Raw genomic sequence first — 10,678 nt, 5'->3', positions numbered from 1 at the left:
GGCCGATTTGGCGCGCAATACTCCGCATCGCATCCACGACGACAACCAGGAATCGCTGTTTTCCGCCATTTGAAAAGGAGGTGCATAATGAATCGGTCTTCGCGATGCCGCGCAAGAATGCGCTCTTCGCCGGCTCAGACGGCGGCGCCGAGCACTGGGCAACGATCGCTTCGCTGATCGAGACATGCAAGCTCAACGGCGTCGAGCCTCATACCTATCTCGCTGACGTGATCGCCCGGATCGTCGCCGGCCATCCACAAAGCCAGATCGACGATCTGCTGCCTTGGGCCTACAGACCTATGCCGCTCAAGGCCGTGGCCTGAGAACAGCGGTTACCATGCTGTGCTGCTAACTTCGCTCGTAAGGACGACCTTAAGAGCGCAGCCTCGCTACCGTGCCATCCTCTCGCAAGGCGGCCTTCGCCGGAGGGTATCGCGGTAGGAAATGGCAAAAGGTTTGATCTTGGTGCTGAACAGGGTGCCGAGACCATATATACACTGCACTATTATTACTATAGTGACTAAGAACATTCCTCAGCTTATAGTGACATATTCCTCAAATATTGCAGTTTATCTATTGAACATATCAGTTATTAAGTGACTGCGTCTCTCCGCTCAGAGAGGCGCGACTCAATAGGGAAGCCAAGCAATGCGAGGAATACGGCTTTATGCCAAACACAGACGCTTATGCCCAATGCCGGATGCAGGCAGACCTTGAACACAAGCGAGCTTCCCGACAGTTCGGGGAAGATGTAGGAAATGCCGTTAAAGATGCCTACTCCAAGCCAGCAGCTTCATCACCAGTGAACTGTATGTCTCGACAGAGCTATCCGGGAGGCCCTGTCTACACGACGTGCTCCTAGGCGCTCGTATTAATCTCGACTCACCGGACCTCGATCTCGTAAGGAGCTGCGGACCCTCCGAATGCCCGGCTAAATCCACGGATGAAACTAGATTTCGCATGCGCCCGCAGCTTAAGCACGCCATTCTGCGCAGGACGGTCGATAGGAGCAGGCAATGACCATCCTTCTGGGCCTCTTAAGGCAACAGCGGTAGCTCCCGTCGGGACCTTTTGAGCATCAGTTCCGGATAGAGAAATTATATTGCCGATTGGGCCTCCTGGCCCGAAGAAACGGATGGCATACCCGCTTGTATCGGACGGGAGCCCAGACACTACGAATGTCTGTGGGTCGCTCTGGGCCAAAGCCGGGCTTACGAAGTAAAACCCAACTGGCTTGGGCTGGCTCACCGGAGCTTGCGATTCCTGCCACGGGGTTAGAGCGTTGCGGTCTGCGTTTGCCTGGTAGGCGGTTATTGTGGCCGGCAGACTCAGGCCTATGGCAAGTGCCTTAAGTGGGACGGTTTCTCGAGACACCCAGGCTAGTATCGCTCCTAGGACGCACAAAATTAATACGGCAAAGGCCCAGCTTACCCAGTGCCCGCCGCCGAAAGGATCGTGTGTTGGACCTCTTAAATCCTGAGAAGCGGTGAACAGCGGAACAAAAACACCGCCCACGCCGCCGCACAGTGGAATTTTCCAGTCTATCATTTTTACCTCCCTCGCCGGGGACGGTCATCAGCGCTTTTCTGATTTTGGCCACCGCAAGTGCTGCGAGCAGTTTGCCCCAGAACAACTTATTGACCGGCATCCACCGGATGACCGGCGTGCAAGAGCAGATGCTGCTCCCAAGGGACGGCATTTGCAAGAGCGAGCCCTCGCTAGGTGCGCCTACATACGCCACAGGCCGGTAACACCGGCGGGACGTGTCCCTGTTGATCCATGTAAGTGATCTGACCTCTTCCAACTCGGCGTCCGGAACAGCGTGGCGAGATCTTCACCTATTGAGACCAGGTCTCTCCCGGGTTAGTTGCCAACAATCTGCACACAATAGATTTGTGGAGTTAGAGCACCGGAGGGTGGTGATAGAATCTTACCCCCGCTCAACGCTTCCATTTTATCTTGTATGGCTTGTATGGCTTGTATGGCTTGGTTCTTTTGCTTCATCCAGGTATCAAGTTCCTCATACTGTTTGTAGATGGATGTCTTGGCAGCGTTGCAGGCTTCCATGGAGGGGAGTTCGATCTGTGTCCTATCGATTGTCGGGTTGTAATACACCAACATAATTAGGATTGCTTTCATAAGCTTGCCCTTTCGGTGCCATTAGGGTCAAAACCCAATCACCCGTGGACGACCGGGTTCGACCCTTTTGGGAAGTTCGCTTCCGCTCAGCCGAACTCACGCTCATGACCCGCCGCCGACATAGTTGAGTTCACGAGCGAATGCAGCTAGGCGCCTCATCCCCGGACATAGGGATTGAGCGGCACACTTACCGAAAGCGGTCATTCATTCTTCCTGCCCGTGGCGTGGCCGTGAACGCGATCAAATCATTCTAGGCACCGGAACTCACTTCGACTGGGTCACCGTGACTTTATCAGGTACGCCCTCAGGAGCGAAACTTTTGAACTTTTGCTCCTCGAAGCTTAAGCCGAACTCATCGACCGCATCGGCAAGTAAGGCGTTGTAAGCGTCAAAAGTTACCTGCAGGTCGTAGTTATCGGCAAACGCTTTTGGATCGTCTTTGCGGCTTGCCGGCGAGGTTCGGATCTTTGCATCTTCCCCCATGCCAGTAAAGGTCTGAAACGCGGAATCCATAAAACGCTTGTAGTCCTTTTGAAATTTAGGTGAAAAAAAAGGCTTGTAGATATAAAATATCTCGTCTGACGCCCGCTTAGCGCCAACTACGTCGGCCGTTGAGATTTGGTTCCAGCGACCCACATAAGTGATGTAGCTGAGTATTCGATTTAAATGCGGTCCCATTTTATCCCAAAGTTCTATTTTCTTATCCTGAACCTTTTCGATTCTAGACCTATCTGCTGACAGCCGAGCAAATTGCTGGCCATAGTAAAACAATCCGGCGGTCATCAACGTAGAAATGACAAAACTCGCAACACTTAATCGAAAGTTCCAGAGCTCTGGTTTCTTCCAGCCGGTAGGTGAAGTGCCGCTCATAACCGTGCCCTCATGATATCGCCACAAAATATCCGGCTTCTTGCTAAGAGTCCGTTTTAAAATTCAAGGATGAGCGTTTCGGCGGATGAGGTTTGCGCCCATTGCGACGAGGATCATTGCGTGAGAGACGTCGATGCGCTGCTCGTAGTCGCGCACGAGGCGGCGCCATCTTGTCATCCAGCCGAAGGTCCGCTCGACGACCCAGCGTCGGGGCAAGACTTCGAAGCCCTTCTGGTCATCGGATCGGCGGATGACCTCGACCACGAAGTCCAGATAGGCGGCCTTGTCCATGAGCATTAGCCGATCATAGGCGCCGTCGGCGAACAGATGCTTCACCCAGGGCCAGCGCTGGCGGATACCATCCAAGATCGCCTGAGCGCCGGCGCTGTCGGAGATATCGGCCGGCGTCAAGTTGACCATCAACAGCCGCCCATCCGTATCGACTGCGATAGGGCGCTTGCGTCCGACGATCTTCTTGCCGGCGTCGTAACCCCTTGTTCTTGCTTGCCGAGCCTGACCGACTGGCTATCGATCACCGCCGCCGACGGGCTCGCCTCGCGCCCGGCCCGCTCACGATCCAGCATCAGCGCCACGTCGTGGATGGTCTGGAACAAAAATCGCCGCGCCAGCTCTCGAAACCAGCCATAGACCGTCTGCCAGGGTCCAAAGTGGATCGGCAGCATCCGCCAGCCGCAACCCGAACGGACCAGGTAGCGCACCGCATTGATCACCTCGCGAAAATCAACCTCGCGCGGACGGCCACGCCGCCCAGGCTTGGGCATCAGCGGCGCGAACTGCTCCCACTCCTCATCCGTCAAATCAGACGGGTAGCGCTTGGTCTTCTTGGCGATCTGGGCCATCCGGCCACGGCTCTGCTTTGTCCACATCCACAGCTTGAATCATAACCCAGCCTCAGACGAAACCCCAGTAAGCCGATTTTCAAAACGGCCTCTAAGCCATCGTGGACGCCCCTCGAGATGTCGAAGTAAGAAAAACAAAAAGCAGGTTAAACGATGCCAGCTAGCTTGTGCTTCCCTTTCGCTGCGAGTTGGGCGGCCATTTCAGGGCGGTACTCCCAATGCCAGGGTTCGCCGCTTACCGTACGAATAAACCCGAGCTTTGGGCCGTTCTGACTCAACCAGTCATAAACAGGATTGCCTTGGAAGCCCCCGACGTTTAGGTCGAAGGCCTGACCATGCTGGTGATTAGAAAATCCAGGTCGCGCGGCCGTTGCAAATCCTGCTTTGTGATTTTTGAAACCTTCGTACAGATACGCTTGCTCGGCATAGGTTCGGAAGCCACTCCGCAACGCCACTGTGACCTTGGATTGTTCGGCGGCTGCAACGAGCCTGAGATATGCCGGCAATGTCTCGAGCGCAATCTGTTCCACCTCGAGCGTGCTGTCGACGATATTCACCAGTTTTTTCTGCCCGACGAAGTTTCCCTTTTCCCAAGCCGCCGTAGCGCCCCTTGGATCATTGTCAGTGGGGTCGACTTCGCCGAGAATTTCATTAACGAACTGGCCCCTCAGATTGCGCGACGACGTCCAACCGATTGTCGTGGGAGGGTTGGCGTCGGTCGCGGCTTGAACATATATGACTCCATTGGGGCCGATGCGGGTTCCAAGCACCCGAATTTTAGTATCAACCGGTATCCGCTTGAAATCTCCGACGTTTCCGCCGGCTAATGCGGCCTCAGAGGCAGACAAAGTGACGAAGCTGAGCAAGTCGTCGTCCCTCCGAATGCGGGCATCTGGGTTTTCCACCACAAACGTCTTGTCAAGATAGCTGCCGGTGGTCATTGCTTCCTCCAATTGCGCATAGGTCGGACAGCACCCGCAATGTCACAGAACTGGTACTGCCGCCCCAATGGCGGCTTGAGCGTCCTTGGACAATGCGGCCATGGTCGGATCATCCAGCTGGTCAGAGGCTGGCAAACCGATCTTGGTCCTGTATTGATTGAGCGCAGACTGCGTACGTTTGCCCCAAATTCCATCAATGGTGCTGGGATCATAGCCAAGATACATCAGGTAAACCTGAGCCGTTCGGACCCGCAGGTCTGGCAAAGCACCCGAAACGAGTTTTGCGTGCCAGCTGCGCAGGTGCTCGTCGTAGTTGTTTTTCCAATATGCGGGACCGTTGTAGCCGGTGGCAAAGGACTTCCAGTCATGTGCGGCGAGGGCACCAGCGAGGTCGGAGGCGAGGATCTCCTTAACGCCGGCCAGGAGTTGTTCATCCTCTGAATAAAACATCTGCTTGACCATTACTTGTGGTGTGGCGAATCCGAGGCGCTTGAAGTTAGTGCCTAAGGTTTGAGCAATACCCCAGCTGGCGCTTTGCAAGGCCGCCGACTCGTCCAAGGCGGCCGCTTGCTTCAATCGAGCATATTGATGCGCACCGCTGGCGCCGTAGTTTCCGGCATCAGGCGAGCTGATGTCCGGATGGGCCACGTCGAATTTGCCTTGTGTCAACCGATGGAAAATGTGCTGCTCGTAAAGAATTTGGGGCGAACCATTGGCCCAAAAGCCGCAATAGGGTGGATCGGTTTCGGTAAACAGAACAGCCCAGATTTCGGCTGCCTTTACAGCGAGCTTCTGGCAGGCATTTTCCAATCCGGCTTGGGTAAGCGGGATCGCTGCACCGGTCGGAACGATGGGATTGGCCGCCGGCGCCGGCCCCGCCGCCACCGGCCCTGGGGCAGGAGCGGTGACCGGGCCGCGGGCAGCAGGATTCAGCGCCACAGGCGCGGGCGGCAAACCAACCAGTGCAGCTTTCAGGTTTGCCGTAGCTGCCGCAAGAGCGGGCGCCAAGTTTGCGAGGGGTGACGATTTGCCGGAATCTATGACCGCCTGAACGGCAGCCGCAGCATCGCGTACCTTTTTCGCGGCATGCGTCCAATCGTCATCCACTCGCTCCTCGTAGATGGCAAACAGTGCGTCGTATTGAGCAATCAGTGCGTCCTTGTCGGGTGGCGCCGGCGTTTGGTTGATGCGCTCTTGCAATGCTGCAAGGGCGCGGCTCGTCGTGTCGGCCAGTGCGCTCATGTGACCTCCGAGGTATCAAATTCCGCTGCGTCGCAACGCTACGAGGCTCTGTCGCGCGGCGCTCACGTTAGCCTTCAATTGGGCGCTAGCATCGACAAGTGCCGCTAATGTGATGGGATTGCTGGGGCGATCGAACGCGACGATCAATTGCGAGAAGGTTGAGTCTAGCTTATCGATCAGAACCACGTAATTCGCGACGGCGACGCGATATTCTTGCAGTCTCTCGTAAGGTGCTCGTGTACGACGCAGATCCAATGTCAGATATTCGTACATTGCCGGCGCGCCATCCCTGAGCGCGGCGAGAAGATCGTGCACGGCCTTCGCTCCGCCTACTGCCATGTGCCGGGCCTCCGCGACGTTGGCCGCAGCGGTAATCCGATCAAGAACGGGGAGCAAAGCCTTGGCGACGACCGCGACTTCCGGGGCACCGGCTATGGCCGAAATATTGGCCGCCAATGTCTCAGCCTGAGCGTGAACGGCGTTAATTCCGGAGCCGTCAACCAGACTCTGCAGCAAATTTGCATAATCTTGAAGTACAGTTAGGCCATTGCGATAATTTAGAGCGGCAGGCGTTTCACTGATGGTTGAAACATAGTAAGCGTTATTTAGCTCGAAGACTGGATCTTTTGCGTGAAGCCGCGAATATCGAGCCTTTTCAGCGACATTTATTTCATCAACGAGCGTATCTGCCGCAGAATTTACGGTATTCACTGCAGATACGAAGGCCTTTGTCTCCTGAAGAGGCGGCGTCGCGCAGCCCGCTAGGCAGAGAACAAGAACAAGAGATGACGCAGCATAATGCATGCAAAACATTCCCTAGACTCGAAACCCGAAGGTCCCTCGCGTCAGCGAAGGTATAGGCCAACCAATTTACTCCGAACAGAAAACCAAACCTCACCGCAGGCCTCAGCGCCCGCATGCGCTAGGCGACGGCCTCAGTACCGCAACCGCATCCGGCTGATCATGCCTTTTGTTCTCCCTTGGCAACGTTATTGTATTTGCAGTTCCAATATTTCCTGTGAGGAGCCTTGGGGAACAGCACTGTCTGTAGCCTTAAATGTGAATTGGGTCCTCGCTAAGGGCACTGTTGGGGTACCACTGATCTTTCCCGCGTTAGCGTCCAATACGATGCCATCTGGCAAGTCGGGAGAAACCGACCATTTAAGTGGCGGCGTTAATCCGGTCGATTCTAAAGTTATGGTCGGATAGGGAATCCCGACGGCGCCTCGCGGTAGCATCATCTTTAGTGCCGTTACGCGCTGCTCAGTTAGAGGCTTCTCAGTATCGGGGGTGGAGCCAAAGTAAAAACCAACAATCGTTCCCAACACACCAATTAGAATTGTAAGAATTTGCTTTCCGCGGTCAAATCTTTTTTCTGCATCCGCCGTTTCATTTAACATAATCGTTGAAATGGCGATTATCATGGCAATTCCGACAGTCGCAACTGCTATAAGAAACGTGATCAATCCCCTTGCGAACTCTTTACGTGAAAGATTTGTCAGAAAACTTTCTGACCATATTCCCCACACAAGTAAACCAACTACGATAAGAGTAAGCATTGAAAACAGTACAGTAGGTATATACTGAGTAAAACTTGGTTCCGGTCCAGAAGATATCTCAAGCGTGACCACCGATCCCGATGGCGCCGTTGCCCCGGCAGGCGGATTTGTTGCTAAGATACCGCCGGTCGGAACCAGATCGGTGTGTTGATTTTTGACGGCTCCGACTTGTAGACCGATACCTTTCAGAGCTAATTCCGCGGCGGGTCGCGTCAAGCCGGACACGTCCGGCACGACGACCTGCGCTGCCGGTCCGGCCGACACTTCCAGATCCACGGTCGATCCAGGTGCAACTGGTGAGCCCGCAACGGGGCTCATTTTGCTGACCCCGCCGGACGGTACCGTTGAATTGGTCGCGGTCGTCACTATGCCAACGACCAACCCCCCCCTCGTCAACCGCTCTACCGCTTCTGCTTGGGTCAAGCCGGACACGTCCGGCACGACGACCTGCGCTGCCGGTCCGGCCGACACTTCCAGATCCACGGTCGAACCCGTAGCAACTGGCGAGCCCGCAACGGGGTTCATCCTGCTGACCCCACCGGACGGTACCGCTGAATTGGTCGCGGTCGTCACTGTCCCAACAACCAATCCCGCGCTCGTTAGCCGTTCTTCCGCTTCTGCTCGGGTCAAGCCGGACACATCCGGCACCTGCACGTCAGCCATATTGGTCCAATTCCTTTGTGCTGCCGAAATATCGATAGCGTCTTAGGGCTCGCCGTCGATAACGACCCAAGCGTTGTCGATGGGTTGTCCGTTATGATGCGGAAAGGCAGTTCCTGCGAATGTTTGGAGGTCAGTAATGGCCGCAATAATTCGATCCCGGCTATCAACGAAGGGTATGTCAGTATTGCCGTTCGCTAGAGCTCGAGTCAGGTTGATGCAACCGATACTCGCCAGAAACCCATGGCCAGGATGGACAAGTATTTCCGAACGGTTTCCCGTGTGGCGCAACTCGAGGCCAGGCTTAGGCGTCTGATCGGAATCATTGCTGATCAAATAGCCTAAGGTCACATAGTGGGAGCCTGCTTGAGTGGCCACCGGATATTTTCCCGCTTCGACCCTTCGGCCATTTCCTGCCACGTTATTGTCGCCTAGGCCCTTGGTTTCGACTGTAGTACCTTTGAGCTTCTCCTGGGGAACCCCGCTGTGATAGATTTGGTAAGTGCCAATAGTGCGTTTCTGCCCTGCCTTTGCTGAACATTCTGTCGGACTATATGTAATTCCCATCCATTTCCTACGATTGGCATATGTCCCTTCCTTCCTCTTAGATTACCCCGATACCATTGGCTCCTCTCCGCCAGTCAAATTCCGGCATCGTAGACTTGCCCAACGTTTGGGTTCAAGGTGATCGTCAGTGTTCCCATCGCCAATAGGCAAAAATACTAAGCACCTGTGTATTGCCTATAATTTGTCCCTCGTGTAGCCAGAAATGCTTCCGCTTTGCATCAGTCTCGGCGAACTGGATTTCTAGGCAACCTTGCTAAATTGTGGGCACTTTCGATGAACGGCAATTGTGCCCCTCGACGAACTAGCAGGGAATGGTCGATACCAAGGATTCTGCGGACACTCGCGAACGCTGCCTCGTTCACTTGAATATAGGCAACGATGTACCATTCGCCGTTTTCTTCTCTGGCCATGCCCATCGGCTCGGCCCGCCATTTGAGCGCGCCGTGGTGCGGCATGAAATAAGTTTCCTGGATGCCGCCTACTGCGTTGAGGCCCTCGTCGAGAGCATATTCCATGACAGCGCAGCACAGCTGTGTCAGCGTGCCTCGCAGCCCGGTTGAGCGTTTGTCGGGAACGACGAATGTGCGCGTCCATTCGGCCCAATCGGGTCGCCTTGGGACACCCGATCTTTCGCACATGTGAGAAAAGACCTCCGAGACCATGTGCGGCTCGCTCGTTGGGATCAATCGAGCCGAGGTCACCACGCGACCATCTTCGATGCCGAGCAAGTAAGTCGCCGCGTCGGTATCGAATTGATCTAGCTCGCGACCGTCCGGGCTTGGAGGGCGCCAATGTTTCTGGTGCACGAAGAAGTCGTGCCGGCGGCGCAGAAACTCGTCGAATTCATTTTCATAGAGATGCTTGTTATGCGCATTGACTACGTGGGCCGTTATCATGGCGCGATCCCCCGATCGTTCTCAAAGGGATAGTCGCAGTCGCGCTAATATACGTCACCTGTCCGATCGGACAGTTGACACGCTCAGGGATGGATCAGGCGCCGGCGCACCCCTTCAACGACCGCCTGCGTGGTCGTGCCGACACCGAAAGCCTCGCGAGCCCGCGTTGAGTGCCATTTGACCGTACGCTCGGTCAGGCCGAGGATTTGTGACGTCTCCGACGAGGTCTCCTCGCGCGATCGCGGCTCACCAGTACACTTCCGCTCACGCTGAAGCTTGGGGAGGCGCTCGAGTGTCGATGCCGGCTCAATACTCCCCAGAAGTGCCGTTTGAATCTTCCCCAGTATAGCGCTGCCGCCGGTCTTCCGGAGCGCGCTCCGGGAGACCGGCGGCGCGTAATCGTTGATGCTTCTCCTGATGGTCGGGAGAGGGATTTCGGTGATCAAGATCGGGGAGATGATGATGATACTGGATTTGCATCGGCAGGGCCTGTCGGTGTCGGCGATCGCCAGGGAGAGCGGGATCGACCGCAAGACGGTGCGCAAATACATTGAGCGCGGGCTCGAGGCTCCGGCCTACGGACCGCGCAAGCCGCGTCAGGCGGTGATCGATCCCTTCACGGCCTATCTTCGCGAACGCGTCACGCGATATCCCGGACTCACCGGCAGCCGGCTTTTCCGGGAACTGAAGGACCTCGGCTATGGCGGCGGCTACACGGCCGTCACCGACTTCCTGCGCGACGTCCGTCCTGCCGCGGCGGAGCGTGGATACGAGGTTCGCTTCGAGCCGATAGGGTCGCAACTCTGGTGCCGAGCTTGCGTATCCCATGCCACCTGCTGGCGCAGGGGAATCGCATATGGCGATTTTGGGGTTGAGTTTAGGCTGAGAAAGGATTCTTTGGAGAGGCAGTTGAGCGAAGGAGCGACTGCCATTTCCTGCCTTGA

The 10,678-nt window shown here is 55.7% G+C and carries 10 protein-coding genes and 2 pseudogenes; 2 read left to right on the top strand and 10 right to left on the bottom strand.

The window, feature by feature from the left end; translation table 11 throughout:
• On the top strand, positions 1 to 323 hold a 323-nt coding region (locus NKH28_RS33480), incomplete at its 5' end, for a transposase domain-containing protein (protein ID WP_502906699.1).
• A gap of 1,540 nt (positions 324 to 1,863) precedes the next feature.
• Here the strand turns inward: NKH28_RS33480 and NKH28_RS33475 are convergent.
• The 10 genes and pseudogenes from NKH28_RS33475 to NKH28_RS34640 form a co-directional block, all read right to left on the bottom strand.
• Positions 1,864 to 2,121 (bottom strand): hypothetical protein, encoded by a 258-nt coding sequence (locus NKH28_RS33475; RefSeq protein ID WP_352981390.1) that lies wholly within the window; start codon positions 2,119 to 2,121, stop codon positions 1,864 to 1,866.
• Between the two features lie 282 nt (positions 2,122 to 2,403).
• Positions 2,404 to 3,009, bottom strand: coding sequence for a hypothetical protein (locus NKH28_RS33470; protein WP_352981389.1), 606 nt, complete (start codon positions 3,007 to 3,009; stop codon positions 2,404 to 2,406).
• A gap of 63 nt (positions 3,010 to 3,072) precedes the next feature.
• Positions 3,073 to 3,896: pseudogene (locus tag NKH28_RS33465) on the bottom strand (IS5 family transposase).
• Between the two features lie 119 nt (positions 3,897 to 4,015).
• Positions 4,016 to 4,810 (bottom strand): M15 family metallopeptidase, encoded by a 795-nt coding sequence (locus NKH28_RS33460; protein ID WP_352981388.1) that lies wholly within the window; start codon positions 4,808 to 4,810, stop codon positions 4,016 to 4,018.
• Positions 4,811 to 4,852: 42 nt separating this feature from the next.
• Positions 4,853 to 6,052 carry an N-acetylmuramidase domain-containing protein gene (locus tag NKH28_RS33455; RefSeq protein WP_352981387.1) on the bottom strand — a complete coding sequence of 400 codons (1,200 nt, stop codon included), beginning with the start codon at positions 6,050 to 6,052 and terminating at the stop codon, positions 4,853 to 4,855.
• 15 nt (positions 6,053 to 6,067) lie between these two features.
• A complete protein-coding gene (locus NKH28_RS33450) occupies positions 6,068 to 6,856 on the bottom strand; it encodes a hypothetical protein (protein WP_352981386.1) in 789 nt (262 codons plus the stop codon).
• Between the two features lie 185 nt (positions 6,857 to 7,041).
• Complete coding sequence (locus NKH28_RS33445; protein ID WP_352981385.1) at positions 7,042 to 8,274, bottom strand: PASTA domain-containing protein; 1,233 nt, start codon at positions 8,272 to 8,274, stop codon at positions 7,042 to 7,044.
• Between the two features lie 42 nt (positions 8,275 to 8,316).
• Entirely contained in the window at positions 8,317 to 8,838 is a 522-nt protein-coding gene (locus NKH28_RS33440) for a hypothetical protein (RefSeq protein WP_352981384.1), read from the bottom strand.
• Between the two features lie 218 nt (positions 8,839 to 9,056).
• Entirely contained in the window at positions 9,057 to 9,734 is a 678-nt protein-coding gene (locus NKH28_RS33435) for an acyl-homoserine-lactone synthase (RefSeq protein WP_352981383.1), read from the bottom strand.
• An 83-nt stretch (positions 9,735 to 9,817) separates the two neighbouring features.
• A pseudogene (locus tag NKH28_RS34640) lies at positions 9,818 to 9,964 on the bottom strand (helix-turn-helix domain-containing protein); the annotation flags it as partial.
• A 208-nt stretch (positions 9,965 to 10,172) separates the two neighbouring features.
• Between NKH28_RS34640 and NKH28_RS33425 the strand changes: the two are divergent.
• Positions 10,173 to 10,678, top strand: a 506-nt coding sequence (locus NKH28_RS33425; RefSeq protein WP_352981381.1) for a helix-turn-helix domain-containing protein, incomplete at its 3' end; no start/stop codon positions are given.

The organism is Mesorhizobium sp. M1227, assembly GCF_040318315.1.
Lineage (GTDB): Bacteria > Pseudomonadota > Alphaproteobacteria > Rhizobiales > Rhizobiaceae > Mesorhizobium.
Note: the sequence above shows the minus strand (reverse complement) of the source record. Positions and strands in the feature narration are given on the sequence as shown.

What these genes read in the sequence shown, in the direction of transcription:
- NKH28_RS33475 (WP_352981390.1), bottom strand. Translation starts at nt 2,121, where the DNA reads ATGTTGGTGTATTACAACCCGACAATCGATAGGACACAGATCGAACTC.
- NKH28_RS33470 (WP_352981389.1), bottom strand. Translation starts at nt 3,009, where the DNA reads ATGAGCGGCACTTCACCTACCGGCTGGAAGAAACCAGAGCTCTGGAAC.
- NKH28_RS33460 (WP_352981388.1), bottom strand. Translation starts at nt 4,810, where the DNA reads ATGACCACCGGCAGCTATCTTGACAAGACGTTTGTGGTGGAAAACCCA.
- NKH28_RS33455 (WP_352981387.1), bottom strand. Translation starts at nt 6,052, where the DNA reads ATGAGCGCACTGGCCGACACGACGAGCCGCGCCCTTGCAGCATTGCAA.
- NKH28_RS33450 (WP_352981386.1), bottom strand. Translation starts at nt 6,856, where the DNA reads ATGCATTATGCTGCGTCATCTCTTGTTCTTGTTCTCTGCCTAGCGGGC.
- NKH28_RS33445 (WP_352981385.1), bottom strand. Translation starts at nt 8,274, where the DNA reads ATGGCTGACGTGCAGGTGCCGGATGTGTCCGGCTTGACCCGAGCAGAA.
- NKH28_RS33440 (WP_352981384.1), bottom strand. Translation starts at nt 8,838, where the DNA reads ATGGGAATTACATATAGTCCGACAGAATGTTCAGCAAAGGCAGGGCAG.
- NKH28_RS33435 (WP_352981383.1), bottom strand. Translation starts at nt 9,734, where the DNA reads ATGATAACGGCCCACGTAGTCAATGCGCATAACAAGCATCTCTATGAA.